At 60.4% G+C, this 21,633-nt stretch carries 19 protein-coding genes and 1 tRNA gene; 9 read left to right on the forward strand and 11 right to left on the reverse strand.

What is annotated here, in order from left to right:
* Window positions 1–8: 8 nt before the first annotated feature.
* Both ASC90_RS22165 and gltB read right to left on the reverse strand, forming a co-directional pair.
* The gene (locus ASC90_RS22165; RefSeq protein WP_056545346.1) at window positions 9–1,463 is read right to left on the reverse strand and encodes a glutamate synthase subunit beta; all 1,455 of its coding nucleotides are present in this window, start codon (window positions 1,461–1,463) and stop codon (window positions 9–11) included.
* A 221-nt stretch (window positions 1,464–1,684) separates the two neighbouring features.
* Complete coding sequence (gltB, locus tag ASC90_RS22170) at window positions 1,685–6,412, reverse strand: glutamate synthase large subunit (protein ID WP_056545349.1); 4,728 nt, start codon at window positions 6,410–6,412, stop codon at window positions 1,685–1,687.
* A 534-nt stretch (window positions 6,413–6,946) separates the two neighbouring features.
* Here gltB and ASC90_RS22175 point away from each other — a divergent pair.
* On the forward strand, window positions 6,947–7,996 hold the full coding sequence (locus ASC90_RS22175) for a low specificity L-threonine aldolase (protein ID WP_056545351.1): 1,050 nt from the start codon (window positions 6,947–6,949) through the stop codon (window positions 7,994–7,996).
* A 3-nt stretch (window positions 7,997–7,999) separates the two neighbouring features.
* On the opposite strand, the gene ASC90_RS30305 is transcribed toward ASC90_RS22175, so the two are convergent.
* Window positions 8,000–8,128, reverse strand: coding sequence for a hypothetical protein (locus tag ASC90_RS30305; protein WP_280138339.1), 129 nt, complete (start codon window positions 8,126–8,128; stop codon window positions 8,000–8,002).
* A gap of 166 nt (window positions 8,129–8,294) precedes the next feature.
* Window positions 8,295–9,149: a LysR family transcriptional regulator gene (locus ASC90_RS22180; protein WP_056545352.1), complete on the reverse strand. Its 855-nt coding sequence runs from the start codon at window positions 9,147–9,149 to the stop codon at window positions 8,295–8,297.
* A 93-nt stretch (window positions 9,150–9,242) separates the two neighbouring features.
* Here ASC90_RS22180 and ASC90_RS22185 point away from each other — a divergent pair, with 93 nt between their 5' ends.
* Complete coding sequence (locus ASC90_RS22185) at window positions 9,243–10,247, forward strand: bile acid:sodium symporter family protein (protein ID WP_056545769.1); 1,005 nt, start codon at window positions 9,243–9,245, stop codon at window positions 10,245–10,247.
* Window positions 10,248–10,316: 69 nt separating this feature from the next.
* On the opposite strand, the gene ASC90_RS22190 is transcribed toward ASC90_RS22185, so the two are convergent.
* Window positions 10,317–10,784 (reverse strand): Hsp20 family protein, encoded by a 468-nt coding sequence (locus ASC90_RS22190; protein WP_056545354.1) that lies wholly within the window; start codon window positions 10,782–10,784, stop codon window positions 10,317–10,319.
* Between the two features lie 526 nt (window positions 10,785–11,310).
* Between ASC90_RS22190 and ASC90_RS22195 the strand changes: the two genes are divergently transcribed.
* Window positions 11,311–12,084, forward strand: a complete 774-nt coding sequence (locus ASC90_RS22195; RefSeq protein ID WP_056545356.1) for a cell wall hydrolase — start codon at window positions 11,311–11,313, stop codon at window positions 12,082–12,084.
* A gap of 55 nt (window positions 12,085–12,139) precedes the next feature.
* On the opposite strand, the gene ASC90_RS22200 is transcribed toward ASC90_RS22195, so the two are convergent.
* Window positions 12,140–13,042, reverse strand: coding sequence for a Hint domain-containing protein (locus ASC90_RS22200; protein ID WP_056545358.1), 903 nt, complete (start codon window positions 13,040–13,042; stop codon window positions 12,140–12,142).
* A gap of 299 nt (window positions 13,043–13,341) precedes the next feature.
* Here ASC90_RS22200 and ASC90_RS22205 point away from each other — a divergent pair, with 299 nt between their 5' ends.
* Window positions 13,342–14,316 (forward strand): alpha/beta hydrolase, encoded by a 975-nt coding sequence (locus ASC90_RS22205; RefSeq protein ID WP_056545360.1) that lies wholly within the window; start codon window positions 13,342–13,344, stop codon window positions 14,314–14,316.
* A gap of 100 nt (window positions 14,317–14,416) precedes the next feature.
* On the opposite strand, the gene hisN is transcribed toward ASC90_RS22205, so the two are convergent.
* Together hisN and ASC90_RS22215 are read right to left on the reverse strand one after the other, a co-directional pair.
* Window positions 14,417–15,193, reverse strand: coding sequence for a histidinol-phosphatase (gene hisN / locus ASC90_RS22210; protein WP_056545772.1), 777 nt, complete (start codon window positions 15,191–15,193; stop codon window positions 14,417–14,419).
* A gap of 239 nt (window positions 15,194–15,432) precedes the next feature.
* Complete coding sequence (locus tag ASC90_RS22215) at window positions 15,433–16,314, reverse strand: N-formylglutamate amidohydrolase (protein ID WP_056545363.1); 882 nt, start codon at window positions 16,312–16,314, stop codon at window positions 15,433–15,435.
* A 188-nt stretch (window positions 16,315–16,502) separates the two neighbouring features.
* On the opposite strand from ASC90_RS22215, the gene cpdR1 reads away from it, so the two are divergent.
* Window positions 16,503–16,865, forward strand: a complete 363-nt coding sequence (gene cpdR1, locus ASC90_RS22220; RefSeq protein WP_003542883.1) for a response regulator CpdR1 — start codon at window positions 16,503–16,505, stop codon at window positions 16,863–16,865.
* A gap of 83 nt (window positions 16,866–16,948) precedes the next feature.
* Window positions 16,949–17,023: transfer RNA gene (locus ASC90_RS22225), tRNA-Val, on the forward strand.
* A 308-nt stretch (window positions 17,024–17,331) separates the two neighbouring features.
* On the opposite strand, the gene opgC is transcribed toward ASC90_RS22225, so the two are convergent.
* On the reverse strand, window positions 17,332–18,393 hold the full coding sequence (gene opgC, locus ASC90_RS22230; RefSeq protein ID WP_056545366.1) for an OpgC domain-containing protein: 1,062 nt from the start codon (window positions 18,391–18,393) through the stop codon (window positions 17,332–17,334).
* Between the two features lie 474 nt (window positions 18,394–18,867).
* Here opgC and ASC90_RS22235 point away from each other — a divergent pair, with 474 nt between their 5' ends.
* Entirely contained in the window at window positions 18,868–19,347 is a 480-nt protein-coding gene (locus tag ASC90_RS22235) for a hypothetical protein (RefSeq protein WP_056545773.1), read from the forward strand.
* Between the two features lie 25 nt (window positions 19,348–19,372).
* Here ASC90_RS22235 and ASC90_RS22240 read toward each other — a convergent pair whose 3' ends face one another.
* A complete protein-coding gene (locus ASC90_RS22240) occupies window positions 19,373–20,071 on the reverse strand; it encodes a hypothetical protein (protein WP_056545776.1) in 699 nt (232 codons plus the stop codon).
* A gap of 212 nt (window positions 20,072–20,283) precedes the next feature.
* On the opposite strand from ASC90_RS22240, the gene ASC90_RS22245 reads away from it, so the two are divergent.
* Together ASC90_RS22245 and ASC90_RS22250 are read left to right on the forward strand one after the other, a co-directional pair.
* Entirely contained in the window at window positions 20,284–20,847 is a 564-nt protein-coding gene (locus ASC90_RS22245; RefSeq protein WP_056545369.1) for a tyrosine-protein phosphatase, read from the forward strand.
* A gap of 59 nt (window positions 20,848–20,906) precedes the next feature.
* Window positions 20,907–21,413, forward strand: a complete 507-nt coding sequence (locus tag ASC90_RS22250; protein ID WP_056545371.1) for an MgtC/SapB family protein — start codon at window positions 20,907–20,909, stop codon at window positions 21,411–21,413.
* Between the two features lie 33 nt (window positions 21,414–21,446).
* On the opposite strand, the gene ASC90_RS29000 is transcribed toward ASC90_RS22250, so the two are convergent.
* The gene (locus ASC90_RS29000; protein ID WP_156393086.1) at window positions 21,447–21,614 is read right to left on the reverse strand and encodes a hypothetical protein; all 168 of its coding nucleotides are present in this window, start codon (window positions 21,612–21,614) and stop codon (window positions 21,447–21,449) included.
* Window positions 21,615–21,633: the final 19 nt, after the last annotated feature.

The raw sequence follows: 21,633 nt of genomic DNA on the forward strand, positions 1-21,633 counted from the left end.
GGTTCGTCCTAGCGTGGCAGAACCGTAGTACCCATGAGCGCCTCATCGATCGCGCGGGCAGCCTGGCGGCCCTCGCGGATCGCCCAGACGACCAGCGACTGGCCGCGGCGAACGTCGCCCGCCGTCCAGAACTTGTCGACCGAGGTCTTGTAGTCGCGGTCGTTGGCAACGACGTTGGTCGAGCCGCGGCGGTCGGTGTTGAGCGTCAGCTTGCCGTCGAGTTCCTTCAGAACGCTGTCCTTGAACGGACCGCTGAAACCGATGGCAATGAAGGCTAGATCGGCCTTGATGATAAACTCCGTGCCGGGAACCGGCTTGCGGCGCTCGTCGACTTCGCAGCACTTGACGCCAGTCAAGACGCCGTCTTCGCCGACGAATTCGAGCGTCGCGACCTGGAACTCGCGAACGGCCCCTTCGGCCTGCGAGGACGAGGTGCGCATCTTCGTCGCCCAGAACGGCCAGACGGCGAGCTTGTCTTCCTTCTCCGGCGGCTGTGGGCGGATGTCGAGCTGCGTGACCTTCACCGCGCCTTGGCGGAACGCCGTGCCGACGCAATCAGACGCGGTATCTCCGCCACCGACGACGACCACATGCTTGGCGCCGGCCAGGATCGGATCGGACGCCCAGCCGACGCTGTCGATGTTTTCACGGCCGAGGCGCTTGTTCTGCTGCACGAGGTACGGCATCGCATCGTGGACGCCTGCAAATTCGATGCCCGGAATGCCCGCTTCGCGCGGCGTTTCGGAGCCGCCGCAATAGAGAACTGCGTCATGATCGGCGAGCAGCTGCTCGACCTTGACGTCGACGCCGACATTGACACCGCAGTGGAAGGTGACACCCTCGCCGCTCATCTGCTCGACCCGGCGATCGATGAAGTTCTTCTCCATCTTGAAATCGGGAATGCCGTAACGCAGCAACCCGCCCGGCTTGCTCTCGCGCTCGTAGACATGAACGTCGTGGCCGGCGCGGCCCAGCTGCTGGGCGGCCGCCATGCCGGCAGGGCCGGAACCGATGATCGCCACCTTCTTGCCGGTATGGACCGTGGCCGGCTGCGGCCGGATGAAGCCGAGCTCGTAGGCCTTGTCGGCAATTGCCTGTTCGACCGTCTTGATCGCGACAGGCGCGTCTTCGAGGTTCAGCGTGCACGCTTCCTCGCAGGGCGCCGGGCAGACGCGGCCGGTGAACTCCGGGAAGTTGTTGGTCGAATGCAGGTTCTGGATCGCCGCTTCCCAATTGTTGTTGTAGACGAGGTCGTTCCAGTCCGGGATCTGGTTGTGCACCGGGCAGCCGGTCGGGCCATGGCAATAGGGGATGCCACAGTCCATGCAGCGCGCGGCCTGTTTCTGCACTTCCGGGTCCGACATCGGGATCGTGAATTCGCGGAAATGCCGGATACGATCCGACGCCGGCTGATATTTTGCTACCTGCCGGTCGATTTCCAGAAACCCTGTTACCTTACCCATACTGCTGTCTTCCCTTACACTCATGACCGCCTCACCGCAGCCAGTTGTCTATCGTCAATCCCGGTGCCCGGGGCAAGTTGCTTGACCGTCATTGGAACATATCCCGTGAAAGCTATCCGTGCGATTGGGACGACATTGGCCGTCGGCGATCGTCACGGGTCATTGAGATATTTCGGTTTCCGTCACACGCTGGCGGCATGTGACGGATCTGTCGGCACGTTTTATTCGGCGGCAATCCCCATCCGGCTCCGCTCCATTTCCTCGAGCGCACGCCGGTATTCGACCGGCATGACCTTGCGGAACTTCGGGCGGTATTCGACCCAGTTGTCCAGGATCTGCCTGGCACGGGTCGAGTCGGTGTAGTGCAGATGGTTGGAGATCAGCTGGTAGAGGCGCTCCTCGTCGTGGCGCGTCATGTCGCCGGAGACATCGACGCGTCCCTTGTGCGCGAGGTCGCCGCCGTGATGGTGCAGCTTCTCCAGCATGTCGTCCTCTTCCGGAACCGGCTCGAGCTCGACCATGGCCATGTTGCAACGCTTGGCGAAATCGCCGCTCTCGTCGAGAACGTAGGCCACGCCGCCCGACATGCCGGCCGCGAAGTTGCGGCCTGTTTCACCGAGGACCACCACCACGCCGCCCGTCATGTATTCGCAACCGTGGTCACCCACGCCTTCGACAATGGCAATGGCGCCGGAGTTGCGCACCGCGAACCGCTCGCCCGCAACTCCGCGGAAGTAGCACTCGCCTTCAGTCGCGCCGTATAGAACGGTGTTGCCGACGATGATGGAGTCTTCAGCCACGATCTTCGAATTCTCGGGCGGACGCACGATGATCTTGCCGCCCGAAAGGCCCTTGCCGACATAGTCGTTGCCGTCACCGATCAGGTTGAAGGTGACGCCGCGTGCGAGGAATGCTGCGAACGATTGCCCCGCCGTGCCGCGAAGCGTCACGTTGATCGTGTCCTCTTTCAGGCCACGATGGTTGTAGCGCTTGGCAACCTCGCCGGAAAGCATGGCACCCGCCGAACGATCGACGTTCTTGATATCGACCTCGAACGACACAGGCGTCTTCGACGTCAGCGCCGGCATCGCCTGCTCGATCATCTTGCGGTCGAGAATGTCGTCGATCGGGTGCTTCTGGCGCGTCGTCCAGTAGGTCGCTTCCTTCGGCGCATCCACCTTGTGGAAGATGCGGCTGAAATCGAGACCCTCGGACTTCCAGTGCGCCAGCATCTCGTCCTTCTCGAGCAGCTCCGAAGCGCCGATGATGTCATCGAGCCGCGTGAACCCAAGCGAGGCGAGGATCTCGCGTACTTCGTTGGCGACGAAGAAGAAGTAGTTGACGACGTGCTCGGGCGTACCCTTGAAACGCTTGCGCAGGACCGGGTCCTGCGTGGCGACGCCCACAGGACAGGTGTTCAGATGGCATTTGCGCATCATGATGCAGCCGGCCGCAATCAAGGGTGCGGTCGCGAAGCCGAACTCGTCGGCGCCGAGAAGCGCGCCGATGATGACGTCGCGGCCGGTTTTCAGGCCTCCATCCACCTGCAGCGCGATACGCGAGCGAAGACCGTTCAGCACCAGCGTCTGCTGGGTTTCGGCAAGGCCGATTTCCCACGGCGAACCGGCATGCTTCAGCGAGGTCAGCGGTGATGCGCCGGTGCCGCCGTCGAAGCCGGAGACCGTGATGTGATCGGCGCGCGCCTTGGCGACGCCAGCGGCAACCGTGCCCACGCCGACTTCCGAGACGAGCTTGACCGAAACATCCGACGTCGGGTTGACGTTCTTCAGGTCGTAGATCAGCTGCGCCAGATCCTCGATCGAATAGATGTCGTGATGCGGCGGCGGCGAAATCAGGCCGACGCCCGGTGTCGAGTGGCGGGTCTTGGCAACCGTCGCGTCGACCTTGTGGCCGGGCAGCTGGCCGCCTTCGCCGGGCTTGGCACCCTGCGCAACCTTGATCTGCAGCATGTCCGCATTGACGAGATACTCGGTCGTCACACCGAAGCGTCCCGAAGCGATCTGCTTGATCGCCGAGCGTTCGGGGTTCGACGAGCCATCCGGCAACGGCATGTAGCGGTCGCTCTCTTCGCCGCCCTCGCCGGTGTTGGACTTGCCGCCAATCCTGTTCATGGCGATCGCCAGCGTCGTATGTGCCTCCCGGCTGATCGAGCCGAAGGACATGGCGCCCGTCGAGAAGCGCTTCACGATATCGATCGCCGGCTCCACCTCGTCTACCGACACGGGCTTGCGACCAAGCTGTTCAGCGCTCTTGATGTTGAAGAGACCGCGGATGGTGTTCATGCGTAGCGCCGAGGTGTTCACCATCTCGGCAAACTCACGGTAGCGATCTTCCGCATTGCCGCGCACGGCATGCTGCAGCGTGGCGACGGCATCCGGCGTCCAGGCATGGCTTTCGCCACGCATGCGATAGGCATACTCGCCGCCGATATCGAGCGTCGTCGCCAGCAACGGATCCTTGCCAAACGCGGAGCTATGGCGGGCAACGGTCTCCTCGGCGATGGCGCCAAGGCCGACACCTTCGATCATCGTCGCCGTGCCGAAGAAGTACCTGTCGACAAGCTCCTGTTGCAGCCCGATCGCATCGAAGATCTGTCCGCCGCAATAGGATTGATAGGTCGAGATTCCCATCTTCGACATGACCTTGAGGATGCCCTTGCCGACCGCCTTGATGTAGCGATAGACGACCTCGCTGGCGTCGACTTCCTTCGGGAATTCGCCCTTGGCATGCATGTCAAGCAGCGTATCGAAGGCAAGGTAGGGGTTGATCGCTTCGGCGCCATAGCCTGCCAGCAGGCAGAAGTGATGCACTTCGCGCGGCTCCCCGGTTTCGACCACGAGGCCGACCGAGGTGCGTAGCCCCTTGCGGATCAGGTGATGGTGCACGGCAGCGGTCGCCAGCAGCGCCGGGATGGCGATGCGGTCCGGTCCGATCTGACGGTCGGAAAGCACGATGATGTTGTAACCACCCTTGACGGCCGCTTCCGCGCGCTCGCAGAGCCGATCGAGCATCTCGGGCATGCCTTCGGCGCCACGTTCAACATCATAGGTGAAGTCGAGCGTCTTGGTGTCGAAACGGTCTTCCGTGTGGCCGATCGAGCGGATTTTTTCGAGATCGCCATTGGTCAGGATCGGCTGACGCACTTCCAGACGCTTGGCGTTGGCGGCACCCTCATGGTCGAGCAGGTTGGGCCGCGGTCCGATGAAGGAGACAAGGCTCATCACCAGCTCTTCGCGGATCGGATCGATCGGCGGGTTGGTGACCTGCGCGAAGTTCTGCTTGAAGTAGGTGTAGAGCAGCTTCGACTTTTCCGACATCGCCGAGATCGGCGTATCGGTGCCCATCGAACCGACGGCTTCCTGACCGGTCGTCGCCATCGGCGACATCAGGATGCGGGTGTCTTCGGTGGTATAGCCGAACGCCTGCTGGCGGTTCAGCAACGACACATCGCGACGAAGTGCGCGCGGCTCGACCGGCTTCAGGTCTTCGAGGATCAGCTGCGTGCGGTTCAGCCAGCTGCGATACGGATGCTTGGTCGCGAGCTCGGACTTCACGTCCTCGTCGGAAACGATCCGGCCCTTTTCCATGTCAATCAGCAGCATCTTGCCCGGCTGCAGGCGCCACTTCTTGATGATGTCCTCTTCCGGAACGGGCAGCGTGCCGGCTTCGGAAGCGAGGATGACGCGGTCGTCCTTGGTGACGAGATAACGCGCCGGACGCAGGCCGTTACGGTCGAGCGTAGCGCCAATCTGCTTGCCATCGGTAAAGGCAACGGCAGCAGGGCCGTCCCACGGCTCCATCAGCGCTGCGTGGTATTCGTAGAATGCCTTGCGTTCGGCCGCCATCGACTGGTTGCCGGCCCAGGCTTCCGGGATCAGCATCATGACGGCATGCGCCATAGAGTAGCCGCCGCGCACGAGGAACTCGAGCGCGTTGTCGAAACAGGCCGTATCCGACTGACCTTCATAGGAGATCGGCCAGAGCTTGGAGATGTCCTCGCCGAACAGCGGAGAGGAAACAGACGCCTGACGTGCCGCCATCCAGTTGACGTTGGAGCGCAGCGTGTTGATCTCGCCGTTGTGGGCAACCATTCGGTAAGGGTGGGCGAGCTTCCACGACGGGAAGGTGTTGGTCGAGAAGCGCTGGTGCACGAGGGCGACGGCACTTTCGAACCGCGGGTCCGACAAGTCCGTGTAATAGGCGCCAACCTGATAGGCCAGGAACATGCCCTTGTAGACGACGGTCGCAGACGAAAGCGACACAGGATAGAAGTTGCTCTCCTCGCCGTCGAACTCGTCGTAGATGCGGTTGGAGATCACCTTGCGAAGCGTGAACAGGCGGCGCTCGAACTCGTCGTTCGTTGCGGCTTCTTCGCCGGCACCGATGAAGACCTGGACATGGTGCGGCTCGGTCGCGGCAATCTCGGGTGCCTTGGAGAGCGATGCATTGTCGACCGGCACGTCGCGAAAGCCGATGAACACCTGGCCTTCCTCGACGATGACGTCCCTGATCACTTTCTTGAAATGCTCGATCTGCTTTTCGTCGCGCGGCATGAAGATATGGCCCACGCCATACTCTCCGGCCTTCGGCAAGGTGATGCCCTGCTTGGCCATTTCCTCGCGGAAAAACCGGTCGGGAATCTGCACCAGAATGCCGGCACCATCTCCCATCAGCGGATCGGCACCGACGGCACCGCGGTGCGTCAGGTTCTCGAGAATGAAAAGACCGTCCTTGATGATCTGGTGGGACTTCTGACCCTTCATGTGCGCCACGAAGCCGACACCGCAGGCATCATGCTCGTTGCGCGGGTCGTAGAGCCCCTGTTTTCGCGGAAGACCGGAGGCGAATTTACGGGTATTGGCCGTCGCGCGCGTCGTTGCTGCTGCTGCTGCGAACTGATCAAAACCCGTGGATGGCGTCTTCGTCATCTTTTCCTCCTGTCAGAACCCGCAAGTGGCGGGCGGCTCGTCGTCCCGCCCCGTCCCTGATCCTGGGTTCGGCGCGTGACAGCGCTGTTGCATTGTCGAAGATCCGGTCGCCGACGGCTGGCTTTCGCGTGAAAGCAACCATTGCGCTCCGCGCCTGCTATCCGCCGTCGTGCGGAGCCTTGGCCCGCGCTCGATGAACTATAGCGTGAAACCCCACGAGTGTAAGGGGTTCTGGCGCCTCTTCGGCCTGAACGGCCAAAATAGGACAGCAACACTGTCCTAATTCAACGGCTGTATGCCAGAAACATAGCACCTTCGCAAGAGTGCTGAATTAAAAAATCGTCAATTAACGACGGAAGATTGCCAAAGCGACAGAACTAGCGACATAAAATTACGTTGATGTGAGCCATATTGTTTATTGATTGCGGAATTCAATTTCTGTGATGTGTTGCGCCTCTTGCGCTTGATCCAGTGAACCTTTGGATTAATGTCCCCGTCCGAACCCGTCTCACCCATTTCCCCCAGGTTTTTCCCATGATTTTTGCTTCCGATAATTGGGCCGGCGCCCACCGGTCAATTGCCGAACGCCTGCTACAGGAATCCACCGGTTTCGCGGCAGCCTACGGCACGAGCGACCTCGACCGACGCATCGAAGCACGGTTTGCCGAAATCTTCGAGCGCGAGGTCAGCGTGTTCTTCGTGGCCACCGGAACAGCAGCCAACTCGCTGTCGCTCGCAAGTGTTCAGCGCCCCGGCGGCATCACTTTCTGCCATTCCGGAGCCCATGTGATAGAGGACGAATGCGGCGCGCCCGATTTCTTCAGCGGCGCCCGCCTCGTCCCCGTTGAAGGCGAAACAGGCAAGATCGATCCCGCAAAGCTTTCGAAGAAGATCGCCGGATTTCCCGAGAACGCGGTACAGCACGGTCGCGCGACGGCCGTGACTATCACCCAGGCAACCGAGGTCGGCACAGCCTACTCGCTTTCCGAGATCGACGAGATCTCGACCATCGCCAGGAAGAACAACCTGCCGCTCCACATGGACGGCGCCCGCTTTGCAAACGCGCTGGTCGCGCTGGACGCAAGCCCCGCCGAGATGACCTGGAAACGCGGCGTTGACATTCTCTCTTTCGGCGGCACGAAGAACGGCTGTTGGTGCGCCGAGGCAATCGTCTTCTTCAACCCGGAACAGGGAAAGGAGATGCCTTTCATTCGCAAGCGCGCCGCCCAGCTATTCTCCAAATCACGCTTCATCGCAGCTCAGTTCGACGCCTATTTCGAGAACGACCTCTGGCTCGATCTTGCCGGTCACGCGAACGGCATGGCCGACCGCCTGCGCGCAGGCATCAATGCCAGCAACTCTGCCCGCCTGGCGTGGATGACACCCACCAATGAAGTCTTCGCCGTGATCACCAAGATCGCGGCGAAGACCGCAGAGGAAAAGGGTGCGAAATTCTACGAATGGCCAGTGCCGGCCGCGGCGCCCGAACTGGTAGGCGCCAATGAAACCCTGATCCGCCTCGTCACCAGCTTTGCCACAGAGGCGGCGGATGTCGACGGGTTCCTGAAGTGCCTTGCAGCCTAGACGCTAGTTCTGATGCACGATGACGGCGGACGGTGGCGCACCATTGTCCGTCGTCCCTTCATCATGGCCAGCGACTGCAATGAGCATCACACAGGCAACCAGCCCGGATATGAAGAGCGCTCCATATATCATCGGTCCGTTCTCCTTGTTACCCCGAACGTCGACCATAAGCCTACGCCAAACTAGATACCGAATCTCACCAGATACCTAAGTTTAAGGGTTGAGAGATCCTTAAATCCCCCGCAGCGGATTAACCATCCGCTATCGGTTTCGAACATAGGGCGCTAGGCCTCGTTCCTCAAGCCGAACGCAGACTCCTGACCTTCGCCAGGATGTCCTCCGACAGAGCCGAGACCAGCACCTGATCGGCGCCCTTGCGCGGGACGAGCACGAACTCGACGTCTTCCAGCGTCGGCAGCTTGCCCTTGCCGATCTCCTTGAGCCCCGATGGCGCCATGCTGCGTGGCTGGACCAGAACCCCCATGCCGGCGCGCGCGGCAGCTGTCAATCCGCTGAGGCTGCCGCAAGTACAGACGATCCGCCACGCTATCTGATGGCGCCCGAGCGCCTCGAGCGCAATACTGCGCGTGACGCTGGGAGGCGGGAAGGCAATCAACGGCAGTGGCCCGCCACTTAAGGCATGGTCCGGATCGCGCGCCAGCCACACCAGCGGCTCGCGATAGACAAGCCGGCCGCGCGCATCCCCCAGGCGTCGCTTGGCGAGGACGAGATCGATCTCGCCACTGTCCTGCATCTCATAGAGCGTGCCTGACAAGGCGACGGTCAACTCCAGGTCGACGGAGGGATGCGAGCGGACGAAATCCTCGAGCACTGCCGGAAGCTGACTGGTGACGAAATCCTCGGAAACGCCGAGCCGCAGATTGCCCCGCAGGCTTTGACCCTTGAAAAGGGCCTGTACCTGCCCTTCGATGGACAGCATCGCACGCGCGTGCGACAGCAACGCCTCACCGTCCGTTGTCAGCACCACCTTGTGGGTGTCGCGAGCGAGCAACCGCCGACCGACCGCATTCTCAAGGCGCTGGATGTGCTGGCTGACCGTCGACTGTCCGAGACCAAGCCTCTCGGCAGCGAGGGTAAAGCTCCCCATCTGCTCCACGGCGATAAAGCTGCGCAATTGCGTGAGATCAAGCATATCATATCCCGATATGTGATAACTGTTATTTCTTGCATCCTATATCATAATGGAAGATGGATAGTCGATCCATTGACATCGACGAGCAATGCCATGCGCCGATTTATGCCCGACACCTTCACCATCCTGTTGGTCTGCACCGTCCTGCTGGCCTCGGTCCTGCCGGCCAGCGGCGCATTCGCCGGCTATTTCGGGACTGCCACCGATCTTGCCATCGCCCTGCTCTTTTTCCTGCACGGAGCGCGGCTGTCGCGCGACGTCGTCGTCGCCGGTCTGCTGCACTGGCGCCTGCATCTGGCGATCCTGCTGACCACGTTCGGCCTTTTCCCAATCCTCGGCCTCGGTCTCGGCTTCCTGCCGGACTGGATCCTGCCGCAGCCACTCTATCTGGGCATACTTTTTCTTTGCGTGCTGCCCTCGACCGTCCAGTCATCGATCGCCTTCACCTCGATGGCCGGCGGCAATGTTCCGGCGGCGATCTGCTCGGCCTCCGCTTCCAACATCTTCGGAATGTTCCTTACGCCCCTGCTCGTCGGCCTGCTGTTCTCTGTCGGCGGCCATGGCGGCTTCTCCTGGGATGCGTTCCTGCAGATCTTTGTCCAGCTGCTGCTGCCCTTCATCGTCGGCCAGGCCCTGGAGCCTTGGATCGGCCATTGGATCCGCGCCAAGAAGAAGCTGCTCATGCCGGTCGACCGTGGTTCGATCCTCATGGTCGTCTACCTTGCCTTCAGCACCGCCGTCGTCGAAGGGCTGTGGCACACGTTCTCAATTGCCGACATCGCCGCAGTCATTGTCGCCGACATGCTTCTGCTCGCCTTTGTCCTCTGCTCCACCATCTTCGGCAGCCGCTGGCTCGGGTTCGACAAGGCTGATCAGATCACCATCACGTTCTGCGGTTCCAAAAAAAGCCTGGCGAGCGGCGTGCCGATGGCCAACGTCATTTTCGCGGGCCAGGCGATCGGCGCCATCGTGCTGCCTCTGATGCTCTTCCACCAGATCCAGCTCATGGTCTGCGCCGTTATCGCCCAGAAATACGCCACCGCCGCCCACAGGCGGACGACCGAAGCAGAAGTCGAAGAAGCCGCCAGCCCCGCCTGAACTGCGGACAACGAAAAGGCGGCGCCCGATGGAGCGCCGCCTGCCTCGCCTAATCCCGAGAGGGACAGGTTAGTTGGTGACTTGAGCTTCAATCGCCTTCGGCGCATTCACCGGATCGGCGGTGACTGCAATCTTCCGAGGCTTCATGGCTTCCGGAATGCTGCGGAGAAGGTCGATATGAAGGAGACCGTTCTTCAGCGATGCGGCGGTGACCTCGACATGGTCGGCTAGCTGGAAGCGGCGTTCGAATGTGCGCTTGGCAATGCCACGATAAAGGTATTCGCTACCTTCCGATTTGTCATCGCGCTTTTCACCCTTGACGGTCAGAGCGTGGGCCTGGGCCTCGATGGAGATTTCCGTCTCGTCGAAACCGGCAACGGCCATGGTGATGCGGTAGGTGTTTTCACCGGTGCGCTCGATATTGTAGGGCGGATAGGTCTGGCCCTGGTCGGGCTGGGCGAGACTGTCGAGCATGGTGAAGAGGCGGTCGAAGCCGACCGTCGAACGGTAAAGGGGAGAGAAGTCTACGTGACGCATGGTGTCCTCCTGAGGAAGCGACGAATTGCGAAAAATGTGCCCCGAAAACCCCGTATCAGGCAGCTTCAGGACGGCTCTGCGGGCCCGTTTGGCACCCGCAGAAATGAGATGGGGATCGTATTTATGGAGTTCAAGACCTCTTCCAAACGGCCGGCGTCATGGCGGGGTGAACCGCATATGAACGAATGGTTTGGGGTCTGTTCAGACGCGTTGAACTAGACATTGGCCATCGGGTGACACTGGCCCGATGGCTGAAGTGTATCGTCCCTTCGTCTTCAGCCTGATCTCCAGCCGGCATTGCGGAGTCCGTCGGGCTTCGTATGCCGGCTTCTTTTTGCCAGGATCAATGAGCGCTGGGAGCCCGGACCAGACCATCGTCGCGACAAAAACTGCCTACTCGATCAGTCCCCACCACCCCCGCCAGATATTTGCGCACGCTATCCGTTTGAAATTTTTCCAAATGTCAGGTAGAACACGAACACTTGATCGATAAGGGCTGCACTAATCACATAGGAGGCACCTGGCGTTGAGGGCGCAAAAAGCGTTGGGGAGACCCCTGTCGGGGATTTTGTTGGCTGGCTTGGCGGCTGCGAGCTGCACCACTGCGCCGCAAACGACGCAGACGGCAGCGGTGCATTCCGCGAAGCGCATCGAAGCGACAAAAGTTACCTATAACTACACGTCCGAAGATCGCTCCTGTTTGAAGCGGGCGATGTACTTCGAGTCGGAACACTCCGATCACGATGGCTATATGGCGGTCGGAACCGTGGTGATGAATCGGCTCACATCGGGAGCCTATCCGGACTCGATTTGCGGTATCGTCGCCCAGCAACGACAGTTTGCACCCGGCGTGATGACGCGCGAAGTCAAGGCCGAGGCCGAGGCCGATCTCGACGCCGCCGCCGATGCAATTCTACATGGACAGCGCAATCCGGCTGTGAAGGAAGCGATGTTCTTCCACACCGACGGCCTGAAGTTTCCTTACAACAACATGCATTATGTAGCGGTCGCGGGCGGAAACGCATTCTACGAGAAGCGCGGACCCGACGGAGAACTGCAGACCCCGTCGCCGCTGGCCGCATACGAAGTGGCAATGAACTATCTGCCCCAGCACAGCGCATCGTCGGCACAATTCGAACTGCTCGTTCCCGTAGCAGTGCCAGTTCCCATCCCCATGCCTCTGCCGGATGCCGTCGTAGACACCGACTTCGAGCTCCCCGGTACCGTGGCTGTCCCGTCGCCGCGTCCGCCCTTTGACAGCGCGGCGCTGCGAGGCGGTTTCGATGAGACCGGCGGCTGATTGCAGCGCACACCGATGCGTCAGAGGCGCATCGGTGTCTACGCGTCATTCTCCCCTAGTTGACCATTTCCCTGGCACGAGCAGCAATACGGTCGGAGACATCCTTGAAGGGGTCGCGAACCGGAACGAAACGCGACACACCAAGCAACAGTAGAGCTTTGATATGCTGGCTCCCGCTTTCCTCGCCCACAACGGGCGCGAAACATGCCATGGATGCCCGCGCGTCATTGGCATGCAGTTGCTCGAGCTCGATAAAGTTGTCGAACTTCTGATAGTCGTTGCGGCCGAACTGATATGTCTCGACAGGCGTCCCGTCCGCTACCACCACCTCATGGGTGTCGAGCAGGAAATTGTAGTATTCGATGGCCTCGCTGCCAGGCGGAAGGGCAGGCTTGATCGAGCTTTCGTTGACGAGATCCTTGGCACGGAAGAACACCCCATCGAGATAAAGGGCATGCCCCGGCGAAACGTAGAGGTCGCGGCTCGGCACGCCCTGATCCAGGGCGTCTTGTGAAATCCGTATCGGCATCACGCTTTCGTTCCACGAAGCACGACTTTTCTTGAAGGTCTGGCGACCTATCCATATGATTGGCTTGGCTTCACCCGAGGCGGTTTCGACGAGATCACCGATGCGAACTTCTTCGACCCGCCGCTCGCCGGTCGGCGTCAGGATCGACGTTCCGCGCAGAAGGCAGCTGGCGCCCCCGCCGCCGCCCGATCCACTGCCGCCGCCGGATCCACCCGAACCGCCGGATCCGCCACCCGAACCGCCCGCACCGCCATGACTTCCGCCGCCTCGCCGACCCCAGTTGCGTCCTCCCGCCTGGGCGGGCGACGACGCGATTGCGACCGCGGCAGCCGCAATCCCGGCAGCTCGCGCGCCGACAGCGGCAGCCGCGCCCAGAAAATGCCTCCGTGCGCGGTTAAAGGGTAGTTCTCGCGGGTCCATCGATGCCATCCTCACTCCGTTACTGGCGTTACGCCCGTACACTCTTCATCGTTGTCAACCACCCTACAACAAGTTGCAGGCCAATAAATTCAGCACAATAGCTGTTCCCTACTCAAAAAGCGGTACCGGGCGAGTGCCGCTCAGAGCGAGCTCGGCGATCCAGAATTGCAAAATGGCGGAGACAGGGACGCAACCTCAAGTATCCGTTGCCTAGATTGGCTCAAGCTCGCTTTTCTTTGATTTGACAGCTGGATCTTCTACCTCTTTATTCGGTATCCGAATCCGCCTGAAAGACACGATCGAGCCGCATGGACCAGGTCCTTTATTCCACGCCCGGCAATCCCGCGCCGGAAAACCGCGCAGAAGGGTACTTCGAGACCCACGACGGCCACAAGCTGCGCTACGCCGTCTTCCGCTCCGACGCTTCGATGGCCAAAGGAACGGTCGTACTTCTGCATGGCCGCAACGAATTTATCGAGAAGTACTACGAGACGATCCGCGACCTGACCGCGAAGGGTCTCTGGGTCGCGACCTTCGATCTCCGCGGCCAGGGCGGCTCGCCGCGCCTCGTCAAAAATCGCGCGAACGGACATGTCCGCCGCTTCGTCGACTACGAGCACGACCTCGATACCTTTCTCGAAAAGATCGTGTTGCCGGATACCCGGCTGCCCTTCTTCATTCTTGCGCATTCCACCGGCGCACTGATCGCGCTATCGGCGGCTCCCTACCTGTCGACGCGTATCGAACGCATGGTCTTGACCGCGCCCTTCATCGGACTGTCCGGCCAGGCAGCGTCGGCTGCCACAATACGGCGGCTTGCAACGTTCGCCTGCTCGCTCGGCCTCGGTTCGTTTCCGCTGACCCGCAAGCTCAAAGAGCAGCCTTTCAGGGACAATCCGCTGACGTCGGACCAGATACGCTTCGAACGCAACCTGGCAATCGCGGCCGCGCATCCCGAGCTGACCCTCGGCCCGCCGACGGCACGCTGGCTACTTGAATCCTTCCGCACCATCGATCGCGTGACATCGCCGGGCCATCTTTTCTCGATCACCATTCCCACCGTCGTCATTGCGCCGACCCGCGACAGCATCGTGCCCTACATCGCTCAGGAGCGGATATCGCGCTACTTCCGCGCCGCCCAGTTCGTGCCGATCAACGGCGCCAGACACGAGGTGCTTCAGGAGCGCGATACTTATCGCCAGGCCGCCCTCGCTGCTTTCCACGCATTCATCCCCGGCAGTGATGCCGAGGCGGCAGAGGATGTGGAGGCATTCGGCACCTAGCGCAAACCCTCGCCGATCAAGGGACCGATCGACGTAAGGCCGGAAATCAGCCTGTGACTGGACTGCGCGCAAAGTGCAATCGTGTCACTCGAATTGCAAGCTATCTAGCGTCGAGAATGGCGATGGCCTGCTCGTACACGGCACGGCTTCCAGCGGCAATGATGGAGCCGCCGCTTTCGGGACGTCCGCCGTCCCAGGTGGTGATGATGCCGCCGGCATTTTCGATAACCGGAATAATGCCGCCGACGTCATAGGGCTTGAGGCTGTTCTCGATCACCAGGTCGACATGGCCGGCAGCGAGAAGCGCGTAGGCATAGCAATCCGTACCGTAGCGGAACAAACGGACCTGGCTCTCGATCTCGCGGTACTTCTCCATTTCGGCCCCGACGAAAAGATGTGGAGACGTGGTGAAGAGGATGGCGTTCGACAGCTGGCCGCAATCACGCACCTTGAGCCGGCGTTCGCCTTCTGGTCCGGTGTAGTGCGAACCGCTGGCATCGGCAAAATACCGCTCGCCGGTAAACGGCTGCTCGATCATGCCCATGATTGCCCGGCCATTCCGCTGCAGCCCGATCAGCGTACCCCAGACCGGCACCCCGGAAATGAATGCGCGTGTTCCGTCGATCGGGTCGATCACCCAGACATATTCGCGGTCGAGGCCTATACTTCCGTGTTCTTCGCCGAGGATGCCGTGATCGGGAAAATGCTCTTCGATCAGGGCACGGATGGCGACTTCGGCCGCCCTGTCGCCCTCGGTCACCGGATCGAAACCGCTTGACAGCTTGTTGGTCACGTCTAGGCCGGAGCGGAAGCGCGGCAGTGTCTCGGCCTTGGCGGCCTCCGCAAGACGGTTGAAGAACAAGCGGTCAGGAAGCATGGCAAAATCCGTTCGCGTGACTGGACGGCGTTTCATAGCGGAAATGCGGATCATTGCAAACGAGAGGCGCAACTTTTAGCCGACTGCACATTATTTTTGCATCGCAATATAATGCTTGACAATTGTGCATCGCAGCAGTAGCTTCCAATCACAGTCTCTGACTGTAAATACCCTCCTTGGGTGTTTCCTCCCTAGACTTGGACCGCCGCGAGGCGGTCTTTTTTTGTGCCTGGAAACGGTTATTCGGCGGCAAGCGCGCTGTCGGTCGCGAACTTCGCTACATAGACCGCCATCTCCCGCATGAAGCCGGTGATCGCCTTGGCGATCACCGCGAAATCCCCACGCTTCTCCAGCGTGACCTCATCGACATATATCGCACGATTGACTTCGATCTGCAGCGCATGCAGACCCCGCGAGGGACGACCATAGTGCTCGGTGATAAATCCGCCGGCATAGGGCTTGTTGCGGATCGCGGTGAAGCCCATCTCCTCGAAGATGGCGACGGCGGCGCGCGAAAGCTCGGCCGATGCACTGGTGCCATAGCGGTCACCAATGATGAAATCCGGCCGTGTATTGCTGCCGGCGACCCTGACATTGCCGGGCATGGAATGGCAATCAATCAGCACTCCGAAGCCGAACTGCACATGCGTGCGGGCGATCAGTCGCCTCAGCGCCGCATGATAGGGCTTGTAGACGCTCTCGATCCGATCGAGCCCCTCCTCGACCCGAATGCGCCGGCCGTAGATTTCCATGTTCTCCGCGACAATGCGCGGTATCGTCCCAAGGCCGCCCGCCACCCTCAGCGAATTGACGTTGGCATAGGGCGGCAGCATCCCATCGAACATGCGCGGATCGAGTTCGTAGGGCTCGCGATTGACGTCGAGATAGGCGCGCGGAAAATTGGCAACGAGGAACGGTGCGCCCAGCGCATTCGCATCACCGAACAGTTCGTCGACGTAGTGATCCTCCGAACGCCGGATTGAAATGCCTTCCAGGCGCGATTGGGCGATAAATTCCGGTGGATAAATGCGGCCGCTGTGGGGGGAGTTGTAAACGAAGGGGATGGCATGTGACACGGGCTCCCGGATCTCAAAAAGCTCGTATTCGGGGATTTCCTGCACTGTCTTCCCTCTGTCCCATGCTAAACTGCCGCTTCTTAGCCCATGTTGCCAGTTGCAGGGCACCAAGTCCATACTATCTCATGGGGATGAAGCCGCGGACAACCTCTTCACCGGTTGTTTACTGGCCGAAATCTAGTGTAGATGGCTAGAGCCTCACGCATAATTTCCACGGATCAGCGGTCTGGATAATGACTCAGAAGATACTTCTTGCAGAAGACGACAACGACATGCGCCGCTTTCTTGTGAAGGCGCTCGAAAAGGCGGGATACAAGGTCCTCTCATACGACAACGGCGCCAGTGCCTATGACCGGCTTCGCGAGGAACCTTTTTCTCTCCTGTTGACCGATATCGTCATGCCGGAAATGGACGGAATCGAGCTCGCGCGACGCGCGACCGAGCTGGATCCCGACCTCAAGGTAATGTTCATCACCGGCTTTGCAGCCGTCGCGCTGAACCCTGATTCGAAGGCTCCGAAGGATGCAAAGGTCCTTTCCAAGCCTTTCCACCTTCGCGATCTGGTCGACGAAGTGAACAAAATGCTTGCCGCATAAGGGATCGCGCGGCGCGCGTCACAAATCCGAAAAAAGCCTATTGACGGCAAAAAGGGTTTGTGGTCTATGCGCCGCCATCGGATGGGCGTGTAGCTCAGCGGGAGAGCACTACGTTGACATCGTAGGGGTCACAGGTTCAATCCCTGTCACGCCCACCATCCGATCTTCTCACCAAGTCAATGGCTTAGCGATTGGGCACCGATCGTAACAATCCATCGCTGCCTCACGACAGTCCCGGCGTGAAGCCTTGCAATGACGACACGTCGCAAGTGAAATGCGATGGATCAGGCTCGGGTCCGCACTCGCGGCCGCAACACCGCTTCAAGACCGCTCACCAAGCTGGAGAATGCCAAAACGTTGGCACGCCCACCGAAAAGCCGCCCGGAGTGAGCGGCTTGTGGATTTTCAGATATGGGATCCTCTAGGGCCTACGTTGCAACCCGCGGGAAGTTCGGCTTGGCTGAGCTTACGCGGCTCTCGCAAAACCGATTTTACCCCAGTGAGCGGCGGCGGTAATGCAGACAAGAATGGTCGCGACACCCGTCAGGTAGACCAAGACGCCCCCACCCCACGCCAACCAGATGCCCGCCATCGCATAGGTCAACGGGATGCTTAACGTATAGCAGAGCAATGTCGATTGCCCGATCGCCGACACGACGCGGGACGCTCTGGTGTTCATCAGTTCATCACCCAACAGGACGGCAATCGAGAACAAGAACATTATGGCCAGAGCGGAGTGCACGACCCTGATGGGAGAAAGGGTCTCCTTGTCGGCTGGCAGGCCTGGAACGTACCCCCACAGGGCAAGCCGATGGTACAAGGCTGCGCCGACGAACGCCGTGATCACCAGGCTTGCCCGCACAGGCGAGGCCGACAGCCAGTTCGACAGTCTTACATGAAGGCTTGTTTTTCCGGCCACGATGCCAAGGAAGAAGAGCAGCTGCCATGCAAACGGATTGAAGTTCCATTGCCAGTCACCCTCGGGCGAGCCTCCCGGCAAATTTAGCACGGGGACGAGCTGAGCAGCACCGTAGACCGCGACACTGGTCGCGACCGCCAGGGCAGGCGAGCGGCGCAGCAACCAGACGAAACTCGGCGTCACCAACATCAGAACGACATAGAGCTGAAGGACGCCCAACAGATCCGGGTGCTGGAAAAACGCCAGAAACGTCAAGGAACCCACAAGTGGGCGGTCCAATGTAAATTGCGCTGACACCACCTCGCTTATTGCTGGAAAGAGGCAAGCGACCAGCATCGCCGCTATAAAGGCTGCAAGATTATGCTTGTACAGTTCCCATGAGCGATACCGAATGCGTCGAGCGTAGTCATCCTTCTTCAGATATACCAATCCGATCATGTACCCGGACAGGACGAAGAATATCTCCGCCGCAGATGAGTAACCAACGGTGGTCAACGTTGGAATTTTCGGGCTGTCGTATCCAAGCTCCTGGATCATCGAGCCGAAATGATTGATGGCAATTGTAATCATTGCCACGCCCCTGATTAGATCAAGCTTGATATCTCTCATTAATGCCCCTGATTGTTTAGGCTTCCTACGGTGTATCCGGACGCGCGGTTCCGGAACTCTTGCTGGAGTGCTTCACAGCCCGATGCGTGCCGGCTGTGACGCTGTGATCGACGCCATTTGACAAGGGCCAAATTCCACGGCCAATGATCAGGACCCACAACGCGGCAGAGAAGGCGGTATCGACTAACAGATAAATCGCACGGTTCGTGTCATGGCGAATCTTCGCGCATAGGTTATCGTTTACCTCGAATTCGTCAACCCCGAGTAAGCGCCCGTATCGTCGCGAGGCATATTGCGAGACATCGGGTCCTTCCGCCGCAACCACGGGATTGCTTGGCCGTGTCCGGAGATGGCCTGCCCATCAAGCTGGCGGCTCGACCAATTTCGAACACAGAACAATGGCATGGCGCTGCCCATCAATGGCTTGCCGCCGATTTGCGGCGCGCCGCAACCACTTGCTTGCGAGGGATCGAAATGAAAATGCTAACTTTGGCCGCGGTTGCGCTGTCCGCGACATTGCTTGCGTCCGCTGCCGGTGCAGCACCACAGAACTTTCCTGGTGCACCTGGTGCCCTGACGCTGGCCGGCAAATGCGCCAAGCTCGTCGCCGGCAAGGTGGATGCGACGAAGGGTTGCGGAAATGAACTCGCCAGCGTCACGCTCGTCAACGGACAGGTAACGCTCATCTTTACCTCCGGCGGCAAGATGCTGGGCTTCCAGGGCGACGGTACCGCGATCAAGCCGGCCGGCAACGGCAATATCAGCCTGCCGCTCAGTCTCGTCGTCACCGGTGTCGGAAAGCAGATGACCGGCCAGGTCAAGGTTGCCGGAACCTGTACGATGGGCAACCCATACGGTGGCAAGCCTGTCGCAATCGAATGCACGGCCAAGAGCAAGGACACCGACTTCGCCGGCCACTTCAGGACCAACGGCAAGGCGCCGAAACAGAAGTAGTATTTCGCTCAGGCGCCGGCCGCGCTCAGGCGCACCAGGGGCCGCTGCCGGGCTTGCGGGCAAGGCCCTCGTCGATCAGCTGCACGCCGACCGATCGACCATCGCGCGAGATCACCCGCGGCGTGCCGCCCTTGCCGGGCTGCCCCGCCGCATTCATCGCGAAGGATCCGGCGTTAAGAATGCTGAGCAGGCGCAGCTTTGCGGCGAACCCCGAACGCCTCTCGCCGTCGCAACGGGCATTGTCGATCCCCGGACTGACGATATCGGCGATGACGATCTTCTCTCCCTTGTACCAGAAGGTGCCGCCATCGGCGACGCAGTTGATGTGTTCGCCCTGCCCGCAATAGCCGAACGCCGCCTTGGCGGTTACCGCCTGCGCAGGGGAAATCGAGACCGGTATCGCCCTCTCGGGAGCAGGCGCCGGCGCCTTGGCCGGAAGCGGCACTGTATCGGGGGGCAGGATACGCGAAGCCGCGGAAATCGACGCCGTCTGCTTCGGGCCCGGATCTGGGGCCGTGTCGCGTCGCGCCACCGAAACGGGACGCGAGGCAGTGGGCGCTGGCGTGTGCGCGGCCAGCATCGGCTTCACGCTCTTCCAGTTGTCGTAGACTGCGATCCCGCCGACAGCCATGATGCCGACGAGCGCCCAGGGAAGCGCGCTGCCGCCACCCCGCCCCTTCGATCGTGCTGGTGATTTGCGGCGGCGTGTCGTTGTCTTGGCCATCTGTCCGAATCCTTTGAGCGCCGGATTATCGCCGTGCAATCCTTTCGGAAAGGTTGGCGGCACGGATTTGGAACGACGAACTTTGCATCTGATCGCCATATTGACGCATCAATTGTGCCCTAGACTTAATCGTGTAATTTTGGTCGCCTCTGGTATCGGGACGCCGTGGCCTCATATTATGGCGTGTTGCAGGCCTGCATGAAGATACGAGTATGAAGCGTCGTTATTTTGCATTTCTGAAATGGCCCGTGCGGCTCACTCTGGCCGCAGGCATCGCCGTGCTCGCACATGCCGGGATTGGCCAGCTCTCCGGCAATTTTCACGAAGTGATCGCTGGTGAACTCTACCGCTCCGCCCAGCCGAACGGCTCGGACATCAAGCACTACGCCGCGACTTATGGCATCAAGACCATCCTGAACCTGCGCAATGAACAGCGTAGGGGCTGGTACGAGGAGGAAGCAACGGCAGCGGCGGAGAACGGCATCACACTGATCGATTTCCCGATGTCGTCAACGACGGTTCTCCCGGTCGCCGACGCGCAGCGGCTTGCCAAAATCATGGGCGAAGCACCAAAGCCGCTCCTCATTCATTGTGAACACGGGTCCAACCGCACCGGCCTGGCTTCCGCCATCTATGTGGGCGCGGTCAGCAAGTCGAGCGAAACCTTCGCCGAATTCCAGATGAGCCCTTACTTCGGAAACTTCTCGATCCTCGGCCTCAGCCGTTACGCGCTTTACCAGTCCTGGGACCGCTATGAGGAAACCATCGGTTTCTGATCGCCCCGAACAAAGCGGGCGGCTACGCGTTAGTCCGCAAACGCTGCGGGGAGGACAAGGTGGACCTGATCATTGCGGACATGTTTCCTGAATCACGGCTGCACTATCCGGTAATCTTTGCGCGGCTGTTCGGTGCGGTCGTGCTGGGTGGCCTGATCGGCTTCGAGCGTGAAGCACGTGACCAGCCGGCCGGCTTCCGGACACATATACTTGTCAGCCTGGCTGCGGCCCTCTTCGGCATTCTCTCAATAGAAGCTGTACATATGCCGGCCTTCGCCAATGATCAGCAGGTACGGATCGACCCGTTGCGCGTTATCGAGGCGGTAACCGCCGGCGTTGCCTTCTTGGCAGCCGGAATGATCGTGTTTTCAAGAGGGCGGGTAAAGGGTCTCACAACGGGTGCCGGCATGTGGCTGTCCGGCGCGATCGGCCTTACGGTCGGGTTCGGATATTGGCCGGTCGCCTTCTTTGCGACAATCACCGCGATCTGCGTCCTTTTCGTCTTCCACAGGCTGGAGCCAAGATCGACTGCGGACCAAGCGAAAGGCAACGGTAGCGACAGTTGAAAGACGCCCAGCGGATAGCCGGGCGTCGCATCGTCATGGCTGCGGGATTGCGATAGTCGATACGTCTTTCATCCGCATCCCGAGAGACTGAGCCGGCGTCACATTGGCTGGCTCAAGATCCATCTCGATGCGCTTGGCGTCCCGAAGCGCCTGCCATTCGATCTCATGTCGCAGATGTATGTCGTGCGGTACTATTCTCATATGCCCTCGCAATTGAATC

It is taken from the genome of Rhizobium sp. Root1220, assembly GCF_001426265.1.
In the GTDB taxonomy this organism is placed as follows: Bacteria; Pseudomonadota; Alphaproteobacteria; order Rhizobiales; family Rhizobiaceae; genus Rhizobium.